The following is a 22,365-nucleotide window of genomic DNA, read 5'->3' as shown; positions in this document are numbered from 1 at the left end:
AAGTAAATTCAAATTAAATATAAATGAGGATACATAATGACAATCAAAGAGATTATTAAATTAAAAGAAAAAGTGATTGATGGCTACAAAATCAATTTTGATGAGGCACTTGAGCTTTATAATTCAGATTATGATACGCTAACTAAAGCTGCCAACGAAATAAGAGAACATTTCATGCAAGATAAATTTGACCTTTGTGCCATAATATCTGCCAAGGGTGGCAATTGTAGCGAAGATTGCAAATTTTGTGCCCAATCTGCTCATTACAACAAGGTGGTTGACAGTTTTCCACTATTAGATGAAGAAACAGTAGTAAAAGATGCCAAAAGACAAAAAGACTCAGGGGTAAACAGATACTCACTTGTTACTATAGGCAAAAGATTAAATGACGAAGAAGTAAACCAAGCTGCAAAAATCTGTAAAAGAATAGTCCAAGAGGTGGATATAGACGTATGTATATCCTTTGGACTTTTAAGCTACGAAAATTTTAAAAAACTACATGATGCAGGAGTGTCAAGAGTGCATAATAACCTTGAGTCGTCAAGAGATTATTTTCCGGAGGTCTGTAGCACTCATAAATATGAAGATAAAGTAAATGCTATAAAAGATGCAAAAAAAGCAGGCATGGAGGTATGCAGCGGAGGAATATTCGGACTTGGAGAAACCGTTAAAGACAGGATAAATATGGCACTTACCCTTAGAGAGCTGGATATAAAAAGTGTACCAATGAATATTTTAAATCCAATCAAAAACACACCATTTGAAAACAATAAAATATTAGATAGACTAGAAGTCAATCGAATAATCGCAACATACAGATTTATAATGCCGGACGCATATATTAGGACAGCCGGAGGTAGAATAAACCTAGAGGACAAAGGTCTAAGTGCATTTATGAGCGGAGCAAATGCTGCAATCTCCGGAGATATGCTCACAACTCATGGTATAAATACCAAAACCGACATAGAAATGATAAGCAAGCTTGGCTTTGTGCCTAATAAGGATTTAAAATAAATTTTTGATAAATAATCAAAATTTAAAATATTTCCTGCATAATTTCATGGATATATGTAGGGGCGAACTTTGTTCGCCCGTAAATTTAAAAGTTTAATAAAAAACAATTAAACTTCAGGCTAGGTGAAAAAATCGGACAAAGAATTTTTGAAATATTTCCAAGTAAAAATACTGCGGTTTTGGTTTTAGAAAGAGGAGGCAGATTTTTTGGAGACGGTGTATATTTTGGACTAGGAGGCACTTTTTATACAATCAATCCAAAAAAAGATGCACTACCTGAAATAAAACAGGACATAGTTGTTATAGTCGACAGTGTAATAAATACAGCTAAGTCAATATCAAAAATAATTAATGTCATAAAAACTCAAAATCCAAAAGTAGAAATTATAATCGCTACAAATGTTATCCAAGAAAAAGCAGTAGAATTATTAAAAAATTATCCGGTATTTACAGTGAGAGTATCTAGCAATTATTTTGTGGGCAATAATCAAGCCAAACAAAAGGGCAAAAAAGGACCGGACACTGCTGACAGATTGTTTAATTTGATAGAGCAAAGATTTATATAAATAAAAAAACTAAGGCGAATTTTTGTCTTAGTTTTTTGTTTTAAAAATTTTCCAAAAATAGTATTGACTTTTTGTACGCGGTGTACTATCATAAATATGACACATAGAAGATGTAATATTAATATAAAATTTTATTTACTAGTGAGGTAAATCCATGGCTGTTTTCTCAATAGGCTCAATAATTTTTCTTGGCGTAATAATAGGCATAGTTGCCCTAATTGTTTATCTTATAAATAACAACAATAATAATTCTGATAATTAAGTTTGAGGTTAAATATGCTAGACTTTTATTTAATACTTTTTATTATGCTTTTTGTGTTGCCGGCTATATTACTTATACTATTTGCGATTTATTACACACATTACGAACAGTTTTGGCATTATGTAGTAATAAAAGTGGAAAAAATCAAAAATATTTTAATACAAAAAGATAGCAAAGAGGAGGTGCGATATTGATTGAAATTGATGTAAGGAGTAGAGTTCCCATATATGAGCAGATTATAAACTCCGTAAAGCACTTGAGCTTAAACGGTGTGCTGAGAGCTGATGAAAAATTACCATCGGTAAGAGAGTTATCACAGCAAATGACCATAAATCCAAACACAGTGCAAAAAGCTTATCAGGAGCTTGAAAGACAGGGCATAATTTATGTAAAAAGAGGTCAAGGAAGTTTTATAAATCCAACTATAAAGGCAATAAATAAAGAGGTTAGCATGGAAAAGATAAGAGAAATGTTAAAACAAGTTGTCTTAGAGTGTATGTATTTAGATATAGACAAAGACGAATTGGTAAAAATAGTCAGCGAAACCTATGATAAAGGACAACAAGTACCAAACAGTCAAACTAAGGAGGAAAATATATGATAAGTGCGTCAAATTTATCCAAGGCATACGATGTCGCACCTGTTATAAAAAATGTAAATTTAGAGCTAAAGGAAAGCTCAATTTTTGGACTAATAGGAGCAAACGGTGCGGGCAAGACCACGCTTATAAAATTATTATGTGGTATCTACAGACCTGATGCAGGAGTAGTCACCTTAGATGGCTTAAACGTAAGCGACAATGCCAAGGCAAGAGAAAATATTTATTATGTGCCCGATAACATAATGTTTTATAACAACTTCACTGTAAAGGATATGAGAGAATTTTACAGCCATATCTATCCTACTTGGAGTGACAAAAGATATCAGACACTTAGAGAAGTATTTACTTTTTCTGATAAGAAAAAAATAAAACAATTATCAAAAGGTATGAAAACTCAGCTCAGCATACTTATAGCACTTTCTTGTATGCCGAAAATAATACTGATGGATGAGCCTACATCAGGACTAGACCCATTCATAAGACGTGAGGTGCTTAATCTGATTGTGCAAGATGTAATCTCAAGAGGCACAAGCATACTGATATCCACGCATAACATTTCAGAGCTGGAGCAGATAAGCGATACAGTCGCCTTTATGGACAAGGGCGAAATTAAAATGACTAAAGAAATGGAAGAGTTAAAGACAAAATATAAAAAGGTACAGATTGCCTTTGAGGGTGAAATGACAGAGGAATTTAAACAAAAATTCAATCCGAACATCACCCGTCAATATGGAAAGGTTTACGAAATAATAGTTGATATGGACTTTGAAGTATTCAAGCAAGCCAGCATACCATTTCATCCTGTACTGGTAGAAAAAATGGATATGACCTTGGAAGAAATATTTATATATGCTATGGGAGGTGAAAATTATGTCAAACAAGTCACTATTTAATATAACTTTGTTCAAAAAAGAAGTAAAAACACTTTCAGTATTAGCTGTTGTAAATTTTGTATACTTGGCATTTTATTTTCCGTTCAGAAGTTTGCAGATAATAATGGATATAACCTCAGGCAATATTGATATGTATAATTTTGTAAATACATACAGAAATTTTGCCAATCCAAGCTTTATATTTGTGGAAGCTATATTTATGATTGCCGCCAGCTTAATGCTTTTTTCAGCAGAAAAAAACAGTAAGACTATTGAAGTATTAGTTACAGCACCATTTTCAAGGTTGCAAATTTATGCTACAAAAATTATCACTGGTATGGTGTTGTTTATACTACCATCAATAGTTATGTATTTTTTGACATATATGATAGTTTCTACAAATCCGCTTATCAGCTCTGTAATATATCTTAATGAAACCTTGCAGATGTTTATAACCGGAATTATAATAAAATTAACTATATTTAGTTATTTTGTGATGATATCGATGCTATTTGGCTCTACAGCAGCGTCTTTAATTTGTGGCACAATATTTTCAGCTATGCCTTTTGGTATATACGCATTAATAATTGCATTTATTAAAGGAGGAGATGCAATAGACAACCAGCTTGGGCAAATCATATCAAGGGTGACCCCTTCAGCACAGTTATTTTATGTAGCATCAGAGTTGACTTCTAAATATGTGCTTTTAGCATACTGCATCTTATATCTTTTTGCTGGATATATATTATTTGAAATGTATAAGATGGAAAAAAACGGTGAGTTTTTGACATTTAAGTGGACAGAGCCGGTGTTTAAAGTAGGATTTTTCATCTGCATGGCTCTTCTTGGAGGCATAATATTTGAGGCTATGCTTTACTCTGTTTCATCATTTACTTTAATTAACAAATCAATTGGATTGGTACTAGGTAGCTTGGCGGGTTATTTTATACCGAAATATTTGATTAATAACAAAAGAGCTATATAGGGGGTAAAAAGATGAAAAAAAATAGTATAATAATCTTAGCTCTCTTTATATTATATGTTGCAATGAGCTTAGCATTTTTCTATAAAAATCCGTTAGAACATTATTACGCAAATGAGCTGTCAGAGGACTTAGCTTATGACAACATAGCTAAAAACAGAGGATATGATTTTACAGACCGCCTAAACAGTGATTTATTTGATACATTATTTGTGAGAATTGATTTATCACAGCAAGACCTTGATGATTACAACAGATATTTTTCGTTCAATCAATCGTTTAGTGAGTGGCATAGAGGTAATTATGAATATGCTGTAACCAATCAGACAGACCTAAAAACATTTATGGAAAATAATAAAATAACAAATCCTAGAAATATTAAATTTGATGTAAAAAATGAAGTTCCGCTTTCCGACCCGAAATACAAAAAAATATTTAAAGGCTTAATGCCTGATAAAAAAATAATTCCAAATGTAATATCAAAGGATAAAGATGGATATAGCAAGTTTGACTTGTCCGTAGACGCAATAGTATTATTGATTAGAAAAGGCGAAATAGTAGCCTATGCAAATCTTGACAACAGATATTTTGACACAAGAGCTATAATGAATAAATTTGTCACAAAAAAAATAATAGACGAGAAAAAAGAAGGCGAAACTTTCACTAGTACAATACAAAATACTCTTAGAATTGTGCCGAATAAAGACAAAAGCTACAATAAATATAAAATTGAGTACATCACAGAAACTAAAAATTATGGAGACGATGGCACTATACTTGAAGATTAATATTAAAGATGTAAAAAACTCTATTATCGACCGAAAAAACAATGACAAAGATATTTAGTAGTCAGAAAATTAAGTAATCAATTCTAAATCAAAACCAAGTCTGTTTTACAAATGGACTTGGTTTTTTCACAAAAAAATTTCAAAATATTTATCAACTTAATCTATTGCAATTTGCATAAAAAAAAGAATAACAAATATTGTAAAACTCACTTCTTATGATATAATAGAAATGATATTTAAAAATTCATTGGTACTTATTTAAACCATAAATATAGATAGGAAATACGATGGCAAAAAAAGTAGTGTTAGGCATGAGTGGTGGGGTTGACTCCTCTGTTGCAGCAATCTTGTTACAAAAGCAGGGATATGATGTCACAGGCATCTTTATGAAAAATTGGGACGATACAAATGATGATATTTGCACAGCTAAAGAGGATTACGAGGATGTAAGAAAAGTAGCTGACAAATTGGGCATAGATTATTACACAGTAAATTTTGAAAAAGAATATTGGGAGCAAGTTTTCACATATTTTTTAAACGAATATAAAAAAGCAAGGACACCAAACCCTGACGTAATGTGCAACCAAGAAATAAAATTCAAGGCATTTTTAGAATATGCACTAAAATTGGATGCAGATTATATAGCCATGGGTCACTATGCAAGGGTAGAAAAAGTTGGTGACGAATACAAATTAAAAAGAGCAGTAGATAACAGCAAAGACCAAACCTATTTTTTATCTAGGATAGGGCAAAATGCTTTGTCAAAAACAATTTTTCCGATAGGTGAGATTGAAAAAAAAGAAGTTAGAGAAATTGCCAAAGAGTATGATTTAGCCACAGCACTAAAAAAAGACTCTACCGGAGTATGCTTTATTGGTGAAAGAAACTTTAATGAATTTTTGGATAAATTTTTATTAACCAAAAAAGGAAACATAGTAAACGTAGACACAGGTGAAAAAATAGGTGAGCATAGCGGACTTATCCACTATACAATTGGTCAAAGAAAAGGGCTTGGTATAGGCGGAGTTGGTGACGGAAGGGCATTTTTTGTAGCTGGAAAAGACGTACAGAAAAATATTATCTACGTTGCCCAAGGCGAAGAGCACATAGCTTTATATTCTTCAAAATTATTTGCTGACCAAGTTTTTTGGATAAGTGGCAAAGAGCCGACATTCCCATTAAAATGCACAGCTAAATTTAGATACAGACAGGCAGATATACCTGTCACAGTATACAAAAAATCAGAAGATATGGTTGAAGTAGTCTACGACAACCCTGTAAAAGCGGCTACATCAGGACAAATAGCAGTATTTTATGATGGACAATACTGCCTAGGCTCAGCCATAATTGATGAAGTAGTGCCGTTAGACGAAAAATATTCGTATTTAAATAAAACTTTAAAAGAGCATATATAAACCGGTAACTAAATTAAACATTAATTAAATAATCGTCACTATAATTAATTATACCTTATGATTTCTATTCACATTATAAAAAAATTCAAATAGGGGGTGAATATATGGAGACTTTCACATCCTTTAGCAAAAGATTACTTAATCTCAGTGCTCAAGAGGCAAGCGGACTATATCACAATATAGTTGACAGCGAACATTTATTGATAGTTTTGGCAAAACAAGATGACAATTTTTTAATAGACAAGATACTGCTTAGAAATGGATTAGACTCTGATTTTGTGACAGAGCAAGTGTTAAAATTAAACCCTAAGGGAAAGTCCTTGCAAAATATGTTCACATACTCAGATAATATAAAAAAGATATTTGAAGACTCTATTACTTTGTCAAGACAACTGGGGTTTAACAATGTAGGACTTGAGCACGTACTGCTTTCTATTCTTAAAAACAACAATTTAGCAAAATATATACTTAATAAAAATGACATATATGATGACTACGTTGAAAGAGAAATAATAGACTATAAAAATAAAATTGATTTGGCACAGCTATATAAAGTAGGACAGCCGAATTTAGACGGACAAGGAGAAAATGGATTTAAAACACCCCAAGAAAAAAAAGAGGGAGAGCTAGAAAAATTTACAAAAAATATTACACATCTTGCTAAAGAAAATCAACTAGATATAATCACTATGCGTGATGCAGAAATAGAAAGAGTAACACACATATTGGCACGCAGAGAAAAAAACACCCCACTTATCGTAGGCGAAAGCGGAGTAGGAAAAACAGCTCTAATCTATGGCTTGGCACAAAAAATAGTCAAAAATGAAGTGCCTGAGTTTTTAAAACATAATGAAATACTTCAATTAGATGTATCGAAGGTAATTTCAGGCACAAAGTATAAGGGTGAGCTGGAAGAACGTATAGGGAAATTATTAGAAGAAATTAAAAATAGAAGTAAGACTATAATTTTCATAGATAATTTTCAAAGCTTGTCGATAATAGCTAGTCAGGAAAATACAGCAGAGGCAGGCAATATGTTAAAGCAGGCACTTGTAGATAAACAGATAAAAATAATAGGTGTATGCTCTACATCAGATTATAAAAGATATATTTTTAGAGACCATGATTTAAAAAGAAGGCTACAAGAGGTAGATTTGAATGAACCAAGCATTGAGCAGGCAATCTCAATGATTGCTGGCAATATATCTACATTACAGGACTATTATGACCTTGATATACCAAAGGACACAATAGAATATGCTGTAAAATATTCAAAGAGATATCTCTCTACTAAATTTCTACCTGACTCTGCAATTGACATATTAGATGAAACAGCAGCCTCCAAAGTAGTATCAAGGAATGAAACCTATTTAAAAATCAGGGATATAGTAAAACAGACAAGAAATATAGAAGACAACCTAAAGCATTTACATGAAGAAGATGTCTCCAGATTAAAAAAAGATATGGAAAAAAAATTAGATGACTTAGCTGCAGAGCTTTCCATTTACGAATCCGCTGATATAGAAAAATACGATTTGCAATCCAGCATAAGAAGTGAAGATATAGCAGCTACAATAAGTATCGTTACAGGTATTCCGGTAGAAAAAATTAGTAAAAGTGAAACCAAAAAGATTTTATCGATAGATACAGAGCTTGCAAGACAAATTATTGGACAAAAAAGTGCGGTAGACAGTGTATCTAGAGCTATAAAAAGGTCAAGGACAGGAATAAAAGACCCAAGAAAACCGATAGGTTCATTTATTTTTATAGGTCCAACTGGTGTGGGCAAGACAGAGCTTGCAAAAGCTTTGGCAAGACAGCTTTTTGACGATGAAAATTCTCTAATAAGACTGGATATGAGCGAATACTCACAGCCCTTCGATGCTACAAAAATAATAGGCTCACCTCCCGGATATGTAGGGCATAAGGAAGGAGGACAGCTTACAGAGCAAGTTTTGAAAAAACCATACTCTATAGTTTTGTTTGATGAGATAGAAAAAGCACATCCGGAAATTTTTAACCTATTGTTACAAATTTTGGATGAAGGCACGCTTACAGACTCTAAAGGAGTAAAAGTAGATTTTAAAAATACAATAATAATCATGACATCGAACCTTGGTGCAACTAAAATTATGAATAAAAACATATTAGGGTTTTCAAATATTGATGAAAAATCCAATCAGGTGGAAAAAGACCAAGAATTTAAAAATGCTTTAAAAAAATATTTTAAAGCCGAATTTTTAAACAGGGTTGACGAAATAATCAGCTTTAGACAACTCAGCAGAGAAGATGTAGGCAAAATTATTAAATTGTTGGTTGAAAAACTTCAAGACAGATTGACCGAAAAACAGATTTTAATTGATATAGATGAAAAGGCAGTGGAGCTACTTGTTAAAATAGGCTTTAGTGAAGAATATGGAGCAAGACCGCTAAATCGTGCAATACAGACTAATATAGAAGATGTGTTGGCACAAAAAATTCTATTAGAAGAAATTAAACCAAAAAATACAGTTCAAATAACTGCAAATGAAGATAAATTCGACTTTAACGTAGTAGAAAAAGAGGGATAATGGCAAAGCTAAAAACAAAATATGTGTGCAGTAATTGCGGATATTCAACATCCAAGTGGTGGGGGATATGCCCTAAATGCCATGAAATAGGTTCATTTGTCGAAGAAGTTGTATCAGATGCAATGGAAAAAGCACAAAAACAAGCCACGCTTTTAAATCTTGGCAAGGACACCACTCCTATGAAACTTAGCGAAATAAAAGGCGTGGAATATTCAAGATTTTCAACCGGCATAAGTGAATTTGATAGAGTATTGGGCGGTGGTATAGTAAGCGGCTCTTTAGTTCTGATAGGTGGAGACCCAGGCATTGGAAAATCTACAATACTTCTCCAACTTTCTCACAACATTTCCTCTAAGAAAAAAGTGTTATATGTTTCAGCGGAGGAATCACTCAGTCAGATAAAATTAAGAGCAAATAGACTATTTAGTGAAGATAATGACCTATTAATAATGTCGCAGACTAACCTAGAGACAATTGAAACCACAATTTCCGAATTAAAGCCGAATGTAATAATTATAGACTCAATTCAAACAATTTCATCAACGACACTGGACTCTTTACCGGGCTCAGTTTCTCAGGTAAAAGATATTGCAAACAGGTTGATGAAGCTTTGCAAGGGAAAAGACATATGCTGCTTTATAGTAGGTCATGTTACAAAAGATGGAGCAATTGCCGGACCAAGAGTGTTAGAGCATTTAGTGGATACAGTGCTTTACTTTGAGGGGGAAAAATACAGTCCATACAGAATGATTAGAGCTGTAAAAAACAGATTTGGTTCTACAAATGAGCTTGGTGTTTTTGAAATGACAGATAAAGGACTAATAGAAGTAAGTAACCCGTCAAAAATGCTATTAGGTGAAAATAAAAATAATCCTGGAGTGGCAGTTGCCGGTACAGTTGAAGGTACAAGACCTATGCTCATTGAAATACAGTCCTTGGTGCTATCGACAAATTTTCCATCACCAAGAAGAACCAGCACAGGTACAGATTTTAACCGATTAAATATGCTATTAGCGGTAATTGAAAAATATTCAAGGGTAGCAATTTCGTCTTATGATGTCTATGTCAATTTAGCGGGCGGAATTAGAATTACTGAACCATTTATAGATGCCGGCATAGTTTTATCAGTTGTATCTAGTTATACAAATAGACCTGTTAAACCGCTTACAGTAGTTTGCGGAGAAATAGGCCTTACAGGAGAGCTTAGAGGTGTCAGCTTTGTAAAAGAAAGAGTAATCGAAGCTCAAAAAATGGGATTTGAAAGAATAATAGTCCCTAAAAACAATTTCAATGACATAAAAAAATTAAAAGACAAGGATATAAAAATAGAAGTTAAGGGAGTATCGGATATTAATAGCTTATTTAGCGAAGCCTTAGAAAAATCTGAGAAAAAATAATTTTTATAGAAAGGAAGTGATTAAATTGATAAAAAGAGCGTTAAAATTATTTATAGCATTGGCTGGAATGCCGGTTGGGTATCTCATTTATTTCTTAATAAGCCAGCTAATGCAAGAATTCAAAATCAAGTCGCAATTATTTTTAAATTATTCAATAGGTATTGCCATTTTTTTTGTACTATTATTTGGAATCATATTTTATATAATATCCCCATTCCTATTGAAAAGAGCTCAAAAAATAGCAAATTATATTCAAAAAGAGGTTCTGTTGATACCGTCTAATGAATTAATAACAGGGGTAATCGGATTTATTGTAGCTATGATTATAGCGTATTTTGTAACAAAGCCACTGGATATGTTGCCATATGTAGGCGTACCGATTAGTATAGCGGTATACATATTTTTGGGATATATAGGGATAAATGTGGGCAGGATTAAAAAAGATGAGGCAATTTTATTTCTCCAAAATATAAAAATGCCAAAAGAAAAAGCCTCTAAAAAAAGCTCAGGTGCACCGAACAAAATACTTGATACAAGCGTCATAATAGATGGAAGAATAGCAGAGATATTATCAACAGATTTTATTGATGGGAAAATAATAATACCTACATTCGTATTGCATGAATTGCAGCATATAGCAGACTCTACAGATGATTTGAGAAGAGCGAAAGGCAGACGCGGACTAGACATTTTAAATAAAATACAAAACAATCCTAAAATTATAGTAGAAATTAATGATAGCAGATTAGATGATGCGGATGAAGTGGACATCAAGCTTATAAAATTAGCTAAAGATATAAGGGGAGCAGTAGTTACAAACGACTATAATCTAAATAAGGTTGCAAAAATTCATGGAGTAAAGGTACTGAACATCAATGATTTATCCAATGCTGTAAAACCCAGAATGGTAGCCGGTGAAAAAATGATAGTCCAAGTATTAAAAGAAGGTAAGGAAAATCAGCAAGGCATAGCTTATTTAGATGACGGTACAATGATAGTTATAGAAAATGGTAAAAAATATATTGGCTATGATGTAAACGTAGAAGTAACATCTGTATTACAGACTTCTGCAGGACGAATGATATTTGCAAAAGTATTATAAAAATAATTTTAAATTTTGAGGATTTCTATGACAAATTTAAGAATAGGTGTCGGTTACGATGTTCATAAATTAGTCGCTGGTCGAGACCTTATAATCGGAGGACAAAAAATACCTTATGAAAAAGGGTTGGAGGGTCATTCAGATGCAGATGTTTTAGTACACGCAATCATAGACTCTCTACTTGGAGCAGCTAGCTTGGGCGATATAGGGGTTTTATTTCCGGATACAGATGCAGCATATAAAAACGCAGACTCGCTAGAGCTATTAAAAAAAGTAAATGAGCTTATCATAGAAAAAGGGTACTCAATAGTAAATATTGACTCTATAGTGATTGCTCAAGAACCTAAGCTAAAGCCTCACATAGAAGATATGCGAAAAAAAATATCCAAAAATTTAGGCACAGAAATAGAAAATATAAGCATCAAGGCTACAACTACAGAACACCTAGGATTTGAGGGAAAAAAAGAGGGGATAGCCGCTCATGCTACCTGTCTTTTAGAAAAAAACTAGTAAAAAATAAAGCAAAAAAAATGAAAAAATTCATAAATTTATAATAATTTAACACAAATAAATTGAATTTAAAAAGTAAAAATGATATAATGAATTCTGAGTAAATCAGATAGTCGCATAGAAATATGAGGAAAGTCCGAGCTTCACAGGGCAAAATGCCGGATAACGTCCGGTGGAGGCGACTCCAAGGCTAGTGCAACAGAAATATACCGCCGTAAAAACGGTAAGGGTGGAAAGGCGAGGTAAGAGCTCACCAAAAGACAGGTGACTGTCTTGTTATGTAAACCCCATTTGAAGCAAGACCAAGAAGGGATAAAAAAATGGCTGCCCGTCATGTCCCAAAGGTAGGTCGCTAGAGCTAAGAGGCAACTCTTAGAGTAGATAGATGGCTATCAAATACAGAACTCGGCTTACAGATTTACTCACTTTTTATTTACTTAAAGGAGGACACTATGGATTATACATATTTAAACAGTTTAAACTCTGCCATGGATGCCTATGCCCTTAGAGATAAAGCTATCAGCGGTAATTTAGCTAATGCCAATACTCCTGGATATAAAAGGAAATATGTAAAATTTGAAGAATTTTTAGCAAATTCAAACACAAAGTATCACCTAAGAGGTGCTATAACTAATAGTAAGCATATTCCTATACCTACAGATTTTAGTAAAAAGCCCTTTATAGCTACTGATAACTCAGTGAGCACTAGAGAAGATGGTAACAATGTAAATGTTGATACAGAAGAACTTGATAAAAGCAAAAACGGTTTGCAATATTCTATGATTGCAGATGCTGTAACATCATATTTTAAATCAATAAATTCTGCTATAACCGGAGGAAGAAAATAATGTCCATATTTTCAAGTATGAATATAGGAGCAACAGCTCTTACAGCAGAAAGAACTAGACTTGATATAATTGCAAAAAATATTGCAAATGCACAGACAACTAGGACAAAAAGCGGACAACCATATAGAAGACAAGTTGCAGTTTTTGAAGAAGTAAAAAAAGATCCCAGCTTTAAATCGATTTTTGAATCAAAAAAAATGGGTACTAAAAGCGGAGTATCAGGTGGAGTAGAAGTGGTAGGAGTTGTAGAAGATAGGTCACCTTTCCAAATGAAGTACGAGCCTGGACATCCTGACGCTGATGAAAACGGTTATGTAAAAATGAGTAACGTTGACATGATAACAGAAATGGTTGACATGATAACAGCACAAAGAGCATATGAAGCAAATGTAACATCAATTAACACATCCAAGGCAATGATACAAAAAGCTATGGAAATAGCTAAATAAGAGGGTAGAGTATGATAAATTCAATAAATACACAAGTGCCAATAAATAACATTCCAAAGATATTTGAACAGACTACTCAGGATAGTACATATGATGTAAGTTTTTCAGATTTCTTAAAAAAGGCGGTTTATGATGCTAGTGATGCAAAAAAATACACAGAAGAGCTAAATAAACAGTTAATAAACGGGGAAGTTGAAAATATCCACGATGTGACAATTGCTAAAGGCATAGCAGACATAAAAGTTCAGATGGTAACAGAGTTCACATCAAAGATGGTAGAGGCATACAAAGAAATATTAAGAATGCAGATATAATATGCCAATACATTATTAAGAGGTGGATATTTTGGAAAACATAAACAAATTAAGAAACTCCTTAAATACGTTTTTGGAGAAATATACTAGGAGGCAGATAGTAGCAGTTAGCCTTGCAGCACTAGCTGTAGTGGCTATGCTTTCATTTGCAATTTATCAGCTCACTAGAACTCAATATGTAACACTTTATAGTAATTTGGATTTAACAACGATGAACCAAGTTACTACAACTCTTGACTCAATGAACGTGAATTATAAAATAGAGAACCAATCTTCTATAGCTGTGCCGGAAAATCAAAGAAATAAAATAATGGTTGACCTAGCAGGTAGTGGAGTGCCTAATGCCAAGTTTGATTATTCTCAGCTGATAAATATGAACTCCATGTTTATGAGTGACGATGAAAAAAATACAGCAAAGCAATATGCGCTAGCTAACCAAATTTCCACAGTTATAGAGTCGATACCAAATATTGAAAAAGCTTATGTAAACTTATCTATACCAAAAAACTCTGAGTTTGTTTTAGAGCAAAATAAGCAACCGACTAAAGCAAGTGTAGTATTATCATTAAAAAGTGGTAGTACACTAGACCCTCAATCTATAAATGGTATAGCAGCACTAGTTGCTAATTCTGTAGAAGGATTAACAGTAGAAAATGTGACAATACATGGACCAAACGGTCAAATATTAAATCAAAATCCAAGCGATAAAGATAGTGGAGCCCTTGCAAACTCAAACTTAGAAGTCCAAGAAAAAGTGAAAAAAGAATTAGAGGATTCTCTACATAATTTTCTATCTCCGATGTTTGGATATGAAAACCTTTCAGTTATGGCATCAGTAAAACTGAATTTTGACACTCAATCAACTCAAAAGAAAGTATTTAATCCTCCAATAGAGGGAGAAACAGGAGGCATAATAAGGAGTGAGCAGAGAAATAAAGAGGTAGTTGAGAATAAAAATCCGGCATTAGGAACGCCTGGGGTTACAGCGAATGACAATGAACAAGGCGGCACTACAAACTATGTAACAGTAGATGAAAATGGTAATTCTAAATATAACAGAACAGAAGATACAATTAACTACGAAATAAATGAAATAGTTGATAGTGTAGAAAAGGCAAAAGGAACAATAGAAAGTATTACAGTATCGGTTATACTAAATAAAGACAGTCTTGAGGGTGGGAATTTATCTGATGATAAAAAGACACAGATAGTCAATCTAATTACAGCCGCAACAGGACTACAGACACAGGCTGTTGAAGTATTTGCTGAAAGCTTTAATAAAGATACAACAGCTACACAGCCTACAGGAGGCACAATACCATTATGGCAATGGATAGCAATAGGATTATTGGCTCTTATACCGATAATTGCACTTGTAGCATTTGTGGTAATTTCTAGAAGAAGAAAGAAAGTAGAAGCTGAAAAACAATTGGGTAAAATGAATCAAGAAAAGATGGATAGAGAAGTTGAAACCATAGAATTGGATATAAAAGAATCTGGCAAGAAGAAGAGCATAGAAGACTTGATTGAAAAGAATCCGGAAATTGTTACACAACTTTTAAAAACTTGGATGGAAGAAGAATAGGAAAGGGGAATAATTGTGGCTAAAACAACTACAAAAACAGGCACAACGCTCTATGGTAAGCAAAAAGCTGCTATACTGTTAATAAGCCTTGGACCGGAATCTTCTTCTAAGATTTATCAAAATTTGACAGAAGAAGAAATTGAAGAAATGACCTTGGAAATTGCCAACGTACGAAAAGTAGACCCTATTGTCAAAGAAGAAGTTCTTGATGAGTTTTACGAAATGTGTATAGCTCAGGATTATATCTCCGAGGGCGGTATAAACTATGCTAAGGAAGTGCTTGAAAAATCCTTGGGCTCTGATAAAGCTTATGAAGTAATTAATAAATTGACAGCAGCTCTTCAGGTTAAACCATTTGACTTTGCTAAGAAAACAGACCCGGCTCAATTAGCAAACTTCATACAAAACGAACATCCGCAAACAATTGCACTTATATTGGCGTACCTAGACCCGGAAAAATCAGGACAAATATTATCTTCATTGAGTGAGCAAAAACAAGTGGAGGTAGCAAAACGTATCGCCACAATGGATAGCACATATCCGGAAGTTATAAAGGAAGTGGAAGTTGTCTTAGAAAAGAAACTTTCAAATATAGTAACTCAAGACTATACAAAAGCCGGCGGTATAGACTCTATAGTCCAAATACTTAACTCTGTTGATAGAGGTACAGAAAGATACATCATCGAAAATCTTGAAGAATCCGACTCAGAACTTGCAGAAGACATCAAGAAGAAGATGTTTGTATTCGAAGACATCGTATCTTTGGATTCTACAGCAATACAGCGTTTCATAAGAGATGTAGAAAACAAGGAATTAACAGTTGCATTAAAAGGTGCTACACCGGAAGTATCAGACCTTATCTTTGCAAATATGTCTAAACGTATGGCTGAAATGATAAAAGAAGAAATGGAATTCATGGGACCGGTAAGGCTCAGAGATGTAGAAGAAGCACAACAAAATATAGTAAATGTTATTAGAAGATTAGAAGAAGCGGGAGAAATAATAATCTCAAGAGGCGGAGGAGATGAGTTAGTTGGCTAGACTGATAAAATCCGGCTATGTAGAGATGAAGGATAAAGTAATAATTGGCATTCAAAAAGACGAAAAAAAGGACTTTTTGCCTGATAAATCCTCAGAAAACTTCAGTGAAAATGTAAATGAAAATTTAAAAGCAACTGAAGCTGAGGAAAATCAGGCTAAGGAAAAAATCCAAAAGCTAGAGCAATTAAAAAAGAAATTGGAAAACGAAGCCCAAGAGCTAAGTAAAAATACAAGACAGTTAGCTGACCAAATGCTTCAAGATGCCAATGAAGAAGCCAGAAGGATAATAGAAGAGGCGAGGGATAAGGCAAAGCAGTCTTACAGAGAAAAAATAGAACAAGCAATTCAAGATGGCAAAAAATCAGTAATTGAAAAGTACGATTCGTTGTTAAAAGAAGGAAAAGAAGTAATAGAACAGGCTGAAACATACAAAAAATCAACAATAGAAAATTCAGAAAAAGATATAATCAACCTTGTATTAAAGTGTGTTGAAAAAATAATTAGGGAAAAAATTGAAAAAGATGACCAAATAGTTACTAATGTAATAATGTCAGCAATAGCTGACTTTCATTCCAGGTCATCTCTTTTAATAAAAATAAGTAGCGAGGATTTTGGCTCTACTAAATTACTTAGAGATAAAATTCTAGGCACTTTTCCAACTGTGAAAGATATACAGTTTAAAATAATGGACGGATATAAAAAGGGTGACATAGAAATTGAAAGCGTAGAGGGTACTGTCAATCCATCCATAGAAAAACAAATCATCAAGCTTAGGGAAGAATTTAATAAGCTTATTGAAGGCGAATAAAAATGCTAAAAAAATATTTTGATAAACTATCTGATGTCTCTCTTGTTTCATATAAGGGGAGAGTGTCTAAGGTAGTAGGACTGACAATAGAATCTACAGGACCACAAGTTCAAATCGGAGAAGTATGCCAAATTTATCCGGTAAAGTCGGAAAATCCGATACTTGCAGAAGTAGTTGGCTTTACAGATACTGCCGTATTGTTGATGCCGCTTGGTGATATGCAAGGTATAGGGCCTGGGTCAGTAGTAATTGCTGCTGGCAATAGCTTAGAGGTACAAGTAGGACATGAACTACTTGGCAGAGTGCTTGATGGTTTAGGACAACCGATTGATGATAAAGAGCGGTTAAATTTGAGCAGAGCCTATCCGGTAAACAGTCCACCACCAAATCCATTGGCGCGTGATAAAATAAGAGAACCACTGCCACTAGGTATAAAAGCGCTAGATGGAATGCTTACCTGTGGTAGAGGACAAAGAATAGGAATATTTGCCGGCTCAGGTGTTGGTAAATCAACTTTATTAGGTATGATTGCTAGAAATACTCTAGCAGATATAAACGTTATAGGACTTATAGGCGAAAGAGGAAGAGAAGTAAAAGAATTTATAGAAAATGACCTACAAGAAGAAGGACTTAGAAGGTCTATTGTTGTAGTAGCTACATCAGACCAGCCTGCACTTATAAGGAAAAAAGGTGCAATGATAGCTACATCAATAGCAGAATATTTCAGAGACCAGGGTAAAAATGTAATACTTATGATGGACTCCCTCACTAGATTTTCTATGGCACAAAGAGAAATAGGACTTGCAATAGGTGAGCCTCCGGTTACAAAAGGATATCCACCATCAGTATTTGCTGAGTTGCCAAAGCTTTTAGAAAGGGCTGGTAATTCTGACAAAGGCTCTATAACTGGACTATATACAGTCTTAGTCGATGGGGACGACATGAATGAGCCGATTGCAGATGCCGTTAGAGGTATTTTGGATGGTCATATAGTTTTAAGTCGTGCACTTGCTAATAAAAATCATTACCCTGCAATAGATATATTAGCCTCTGTTTCAAGGGTAATGCCGGCAGTAACAAATCAAGATTATATGCAAAAAGTCGGGAATATAAGAGACTTAATGGCTACATATAAAGAATCTGAGGACCTGATAAATATAGGAGCTTATGTCAAAGGTACTAGTGAAAAGGTTGATTTAGCTATTGATAAAATAGACGACATCAATGACTTTTTAAAACAAAAAGTGTACGATAAATTCACCTACGAACAAATACACGACATGGTGATTAATTTAGTCTAGAATGTAAACCACTTTATTTTGGCGGAGGGCAAAATGGCATTTAATTTTAGGTTACAAAAAATTCTTGATATCAAAGAAAAAGAAGAAGACGATAGAAAAAATGCAGCCTCTATAGCAAATAAAAAAGTGGAAATTGCAAATATGGAGCTGGGTGACTTGTTAGAAGAATATAAATTAAAGGGACAAGAAAGAGTATTAAAAATCAGCGATGGCTCACAGCTATCTGAGGTATTAGAGATAAATGGATATATTGATTACCTTGGCAAGGCGATAGACAAGAAAAAAATAGAAATAAAAAAACTAGAGCAAGAGGCCGATGAAAGAAAAGACGAATATCTTGAATCAAGAAAAACTAGAAAAACGTATGATAATTTAAAAGAAAAAACTTATCAAAGATTTTTACAAGAAGAACAAAAAGAAGAAGCAAAAGTTATAGACCAAATAGTTAGCTATACTTACACTAAAAAAATAAAATAATTTTCAAGTTTGGAGATATAAAGGAGTACCAAAGTGAGCTTAGAAAAAGACAATCTTGACATTGCGAATCTTGGAACAAAGAAATCAAGAGGTAGGTCCATACTTAATGGATTAAAAATAGGGATAGCAGTAATATTACTATTTTTATTCATAGTTGGGCTTACTTTTGGCATACTCTATTTTACAAATAAAAATGCAAACAAAATAATAAATAACGAAATATCAAAATACAAGGCTGACCAAGAGCTAAAAAAAGCAAGTCAGGCTCAGGGGCTTGGAGATAAAAGAGTGTCAGAATTGGCAAACTATTATCTAACAATGAGTAATGAAGATGCAGCAAACAAGCTAATAGAGATAAAAGCGAAAGATAAAAAATCATACGAAAAGATAGCATCTTCAATGAATTTGATAAATCCTAGAAAGTCAGACGAAATTAATGCGATAATAAAAAAAATGACATCAAAAAATGATGTTATAAAGTCAGAATATGAAGCTATGCAAACAGAATTAGCAAAACAGGGTATGGATGCATCTACACACTACACATCACTAGGAGTGCGTGGAGCAATAGATGCAATATCAAATGAACTACAACAAACAATGGATTATGATAAGGTTGCAAATGCTCTTGGTGCATCGCAAGCAACATTTGTGGCAAGGGTGTTACATTATATAAATCCAATTTACATAGATGGAATAAAAAATAGATTAAACCCTGATTTTTTAAGAGAAGTTGAAAAACAGCAAGAAGTTTATACAGAATTTTTGAGAAAAAATGTGTCGCAGGCAAAAGTTTATGGTAATTCTGAGCCAAAACTAGCAGCTGCATCTTTGCAGGATATAAAAAAATTTAAAGACGAAGATTTGGCAGTTATTTTTTCAAATATGAATTATTTAAGTGCGGCTAAAATACTCAATTCTTTTGAAGATGAAAAAAGAATGCAGTCAGTAATATCAGCTATTAAAAACGTTGAAGACTATCAAATAAACTTTGATGGTAGTTTATCTACAGTAATAGCGAGTTCTATAAAAATATTAAAGAATTATAACAACGATGTCGATATACTCAAAAGAGCATATGAGAAAATGGACAGTGCAAGTCTAGCTGCAGTTATAGATGCACTTGTAAACCAAAATCCAACATATAAAGAATATATCATAGACCCTACTAGAAAGTTTACCATATCAGAAGAAGATATGGCGGTAGAGGCAATGAAACGCATGAAACCAAATCTTGTTGCTGGAGTAATCTCAGAGCTCAAAAATCAAAACAAGGTAGATAAAGCTGCGTATTTAAGCAGACAAATCGGAATACCCGAGCCAAATAGAGCAGGAGGAAACTGATGGAAAAAATCAGCCAGACACCGAGCGATAAACTCAGTAACCAGAGTATAGTGCTTGACTTAACAAAGAATTTGAAGTTAAGTCCACAAGATACGTCTGTTGGCAATTTTAAAGATTACATCAATAACAGACAAGTAAGTGACAGATTTAAAACAAAATCAAATGGGATTGAATCCCAAAAAACATTTAAACCAAGAGCAGAAAAGCTAAACGACACAGAAAAAATATCAGACGGTAAAACGCAAAAAACTGATACAGTGAAAAATAACGAAAAAAAAGACCTGCAAGATGTAAAGGATGCTCAAAAAACACAGGATGTGAATAAATCTGATTCAAAAAAAATGAATCAAGATGATAATAATAAAATAGACACGAATAAAATTGACGACAAAACTGAAGTAAAACCACAAGACAATAAAGTTGCAGAAGATAACACAGACAAAGAAGTTTCACAGGAAGTAGCAGCAGTTTTAAATACAGTAAATCTAATTGCAAATGCACAGGAAAATCAAGCTACTCTAGAGGATGTTAAAGAGGAACTATCTAATCTTAACAAAGAAGATATTCAAGATATTACAGAAAAATTAAATCTTAGTAGCGATGTCAAACAGGCATTAAACAAACTGGTAGATTTAATGAATAAAGGCCAAGTAAGTCAGGATACGAAATTAACTACAGTATTAGACCAAAATGTATTAAAACAGTTTGCACTATTACAAAATGATATAGCTAAGAATTTAGACAAAATGGATTTATCATCAAGGCTAATAGAAGAGAATTTACAAGTGCTTGACGAACCTGAACAAGCACCTATGGATTTTGCCAAAGAGCTACAGAGTCTTAAAAATGATTCAATGAATAACAACTTGCAAAATTTCTCTAATCAATTTGACGGACAAAATATTTTAGAAGAAATTAATAATCTTAATCAAACAACCGATATAGATACAGTTCAGGGAAATGTTGCTGACATAAAAACATTTATATTTGGAGATAAAGCCATAGCACAGGCTAAAATGATTAGTCCAAATATGACTCAGCAAATAGAGAATTTCAGCAAAGTAGTTGATGAAATTAGAGTTGCATTTTTCTCAAACAAAACTAGCCTTAATATCAAATTAGAACCGGAAAGCTTAGGGAAGCTTAGTGTAAAAATAAATTCTGAAAACGGAATTTTCAATGCGTCATTTTTTGTAGAATCAGAAAAAGCAAAACAAATTCTTGAAAATCAAATGATTACATTGAGACAAGCGTTGACAGACCAAGGCATTACAGTTCAAGATATAAATGTTCAAGTAGGACAAAATAACGAAGATTTATCTTTCCATAAAAACCTTATGGAAGCTAGAAATTATTCCGGCAAAATAGGCACAATATCAAAGGATGAGGACGAATCCTTTAACCCATACATCAAGGATGATGATTCATTTAACGATTTAATATAATAAGGTGAGAAAATGGCTGATAAAATAGTACCAGTAGAAGTAGATGTTAGTACTTATGAAAAAATAAGAAAAGAACGTGAAGAAAAAATAAAAAAAGAAAAAAATAATCCATATGGCAAGGATACTTTTTTAAAACTCTTGACTTCACAAATGAAATATCAAAATCCACTAGAGCCAATGAAAAATGAAGAGTTTATGAGTCAAATGGCTCAGCTTACAGCTACTGAGCAGATTACAAATATGGCTAAATCATTTGAAGACTTCAAAAAGACATTTGAGACAAAAGACAGTAAAGGCAATACTACAAATGCGTTATTACAAGAAATGAAAAATCTAAATACTACAATGGGTAAGTATATGGGCAGCATCACGCCTGCTACTGAAAATTTAGACTACTTAAAATTAATGGGTGACTTTGCCAAAGCTTATGATAAAAATACAAAAAGTCTACTTGAAAAAATAGATACACTACAAAATGAAATAAAAAAATTAAATGGTGGCACAACAACTACAACAGGTACTACTCCTGTAAATAATGGATAGTATATAATAAAGAATAGATAATAATTATTCATGAATTTTAATTTAAAATATTGTAAAAAATTCTAAAAAATATATAGATTTATACAGGGGGAAAAACCGTTATGATGAGATCAATGAGCTCTGCTGTTACT

The 22,365-nt window shown here is 33.1% G+C and carries 22 protein-coding genes and 1 other RNA gene; all 23 read left to right on the top strand.

The genetic code is table 11. From position 1 onward, the window contains the following. The first annotated feature begins 36 nt into the window (after positions 1–36). The 23 genes from bioB (at position 37) to BBG48_RS00005 (ending at position 22,234) form a co-directional block, all read left to right on the top strand. Entirely contained in the window at positions 37–1,014 is a 978-nt protein-coding gene (gene bioB / locus BBG48_RS00120) for a biotin synthase BioB (protein ID WP_068911459.1), read from the top strand. A 179-nt stretch (positions 1,015–1,193) separates the two neighbouring features. Beyond that, positions 1,194–1,580: a uracil phosphoribosyltransferase gene (locus tag BBG48_RS00115; protein WP_068911457.1), complete on the top strand. Its 387-nt coding sequence runs from the start codon at positions 1,194–1,196 to the stop codon at positions 1,578–1,580. Between the two features lie 452 nt (positions 1,581–2,032). Beyond that, positions 2,033–2,443 carry a GntR family transcriptional regulator gene (locus BBG48_RS00105; protein WP_068911453.1) on the top strand — a complete coding sequence of 137 codons (411 nt, stop codon included), beginning with the start codon at positions 2,033–2,035 and terminating at the stop codon, positions 2,441–2,443. Beyond that, positions 2,440–3,336, top strand: a complete 897-nt coding sequence (locus BBG48_RS00100) for an ABC transporter ATP-binding protein (protein WP_068911451.1) — start codon at positions 2,440–2,442, stop codon at positions 3,334–3,336. Before BBG48_RS00105 ends, BBG48_RS00100 begins: the two co-directional genes overlap by 4 nt. Continuing rightward, entirely contained in the window at positions 3,314–4,300 is a 987-nt protein-coding gene (locus BBG48_RS00095; protein ID WP_068911450.1) for an ABC transporter permease subunit, read from the top strand. The genes BBG48_RS00100 and BBG48_RS00095 overlap by 23 nt, the downstream gene beginning before the upstream one ends. Positions 4,301–4,311: 11 nt before the next feature. Then, a complete protein-coding gene (locus BBG48_RS00090; RefSeq protein ID WP_068911448.1) occupies positions 4,312–5,085 on the top strand; it encodes a hypothetical protein in 774 nt (257 codons plus the stop codon). Between the two features lie 287 nt (positions 5,086–5,372). After that, positions 5,373–6,500, top strand: a complete 1,128-nt coding sequence (mnmA, locus tag BBG48_RS00085) for a tRNA 2-thiouridine(34) synthase MnmA (RefSeq protein ID WP_068911446.1) — start codon at positions 5,373–5,375, stop codon at positions 6,498–6,500. A gap of 104 nt (positions 6,501–6,604) precedes the next feature. Further along, positions 6,605–9,070 (top strand): AAA family ATPase, encoded by a 2,466-nt coding sequence (locus BBG48_RS00080; protein ID WP_068911445.1) that lies wholly within the window; start codon positions 6,605–6,607, stop codon positions 9,068–9,070. Then, complete coding sequence (radA, locus tag BBG48_RS00075) at positions 9,070–10,467, top strand: DNA repair protein RadA (protein ID WP_068911443.1); 1,398 nt, start codon at positions 9,070–9,072, stop codon at positions 10,465–10,467. The genes BBG48_RS00080 and radA overlap by 1 nt, the downstream gene beginning before the upstream one ends. A gap of 268 nt (positions 10,468–10,735) precedes the next feature. Beyond that, positions 10,736–11,569: a PIN/TRAM domain-containing protein gene (locus BBG48_RS00070; RefSeq protein ID WP_243446713.1), complete on the top strand. Its 834-nt coding sequence runs from the start codon at positions 10,736–10,738 to the stop codon at positions 11,567–11,569. A 27-nt stretch (positions 11,570–11,596) separates the two neighbouring features. Continuing rightward, positions 11,597–12,079, top strand: a complete 483-nt coding sequence (gene ispF, locus BBG48_RS00065) for a 2-C-methyl-D-erythritol 2,4-cyclodiphosphate synthase (protein WP_068911440.1) — start codon at positions 11,597–11,599, stop codon at positions 12,077–12,079. A 97-nt stretch (positions 12,080–12,176) separates the two neighbouring features. After that, positions 12,177–12,508, top strand: an RNA gene (gene rnpB / locus BBG48_RS00060) — RNase P RNA component class A. Positions 12,509–12,531: 23 nt separating this feature from the next. After that, positions 12,532–12,927 (top strand): flagellar basal body rod protein FlgB, encoded by a 396-nt coding sequence (gene flgB, locus BBG48_RS00055; protein ID WP_068911438.1) that lies wholly within the window; start codon positions 12,532–12,534, stop codon positions 12,925–12,927. Beyond that, on the top strand, positions 12,927–13,376 hold the full coding sequence (gene flgC, locus BBG48_RS00050) for a flagellar basal body rod protein FlgC (protein WP_068911436.1): 450 nt from the start codon (positions 12,927–12,929) through the stop codon (positions 13,374–13,376). Before flgB ends, flgC begins: the two co-directional genes overlap by 1 nt. 11 nt (positions 13,377–13,387) lie before the next feature. After that, complete coding sequence (gene fliE, locus BBG48_RS00045) at positions 13,388–13,690, top strand: flagellar hook-basal body complex protein FliE (RefSeq protein WP_068911434.1); 303 nt, start codon at positions 13,388–13,390, stop codon at positions 13,688–13,690. Between the two features lie 22 nt (positions 13,691–13,712). After that, complete coding sequence (gene fliF, locus BBG48_RS00040; protein WP_243446712.1) at positions 13,713–15,275, top strand: flagellar basal-body MS-ring/collar protein FliF; 1,563 nt, start codon at positions 13,713–13,715, stop codon at positions 15,273–15,275. A gap of 15 nt (positions 15,276–15,290) precedes the next feature. Continuing rightward, entirely contained in the window at positions 15,291–16,316 is a 1,026-nt protein-coding gene (gene fliG, locus BBG48_RS00035; protein ID WP_199560367.1) for a flagellar motor switch protein FliG, read from the top strand. Then, positions 16,309–17,124 carry a FliH/SctL family protein gene (locus BBG48_RS00030; protein WP_068911429.1) on the top strand — a complete coding sequence of 272 codons (816 nt, stop codon included), beginning with the start codon at positions 16,309–16,311 and terminating at the stop codon, positions 17,122–17,124. The genes fliG and BBG48_RS00030 overlap by 8 nt, the downstream gene beginning before the upstream one ends. Positions 17,125–17,126: 2 nt before the next feature. Further along, entirely contained in the window at positions 17,127–18,425 is a 1,299-nt protein-coding gene (fliI, locus tag BBG48_RS00025; protein ID WP_068911427.1) for a flagellar protein export ATPase FliI, read from the top strand. A gap of 33 nt (positions 18,426–18,458) precedes the next feature. Then, positions 18,459–18,902, top strand: coding sequence for a flagellar export protein FliJ (fliJ, locus tag BBG48_RS00020; RefSeq protein ID WP_068911425.1), 444 nt, complete (start codon positions 18,459–18,461; stop codon positions 18,900–18,902). A gap of 33 nt (positions 18,903–18,935) precedes the next feature. Then, positions 18,936–20,246, top strand: a complete 1,311-nt coding sequence (locus BBG48_RS00015; protein WP_068911424.1) for a hypothetical protein — start codon at positions 18,936–18,938, stop codon at positions 20,244–20,246. Continuing rightward, positions 20,246–21,691, top strand: coding sequence for a flagellar hook-length control protein FliK (locus tag BBG48_RS00010; protein WP_068911422.1), 1,446 nt, complete (start codon positions 20,246–20,248; stop codon positions 21,689–21,691). Before BBG48_RS00015 ends, BBG48_RS00010 begins: the two co-directional genes overlap by 1 nt. A gap of 12 nt (positions 21,692–21,703) precedes the next feature. Continuing rightward, on the top strand, positions 21,704–22,234 hold the full coding sequence (locus BBG48_RS00005) for a flagellar hook assembly protein FlgD (RefSeq protein ID WP_068911420.1): 531 nt from the start codon (positions 21,704–21,706) through the stop codon (positions 22,232–22,234). Positions 22,235–22,365 lie beyond the last annotated feature (131 nt).

Origin of the sequence: Criibacterium bergeronii (assembly GCF_001693775.2) — a bacterium.
Lineage (GTDB): Bacteria > Bacillota > Clostridia > Peptostreptococcales > Filifactoraceae > Peptoanaerobacter > Peptoanaerobacter bergeronii.
The sequence above is the reverse complement of the archived record's forward strand: the minus strand, read 5'-3'. Positions and strand labels throughout refer to the sequence as shown.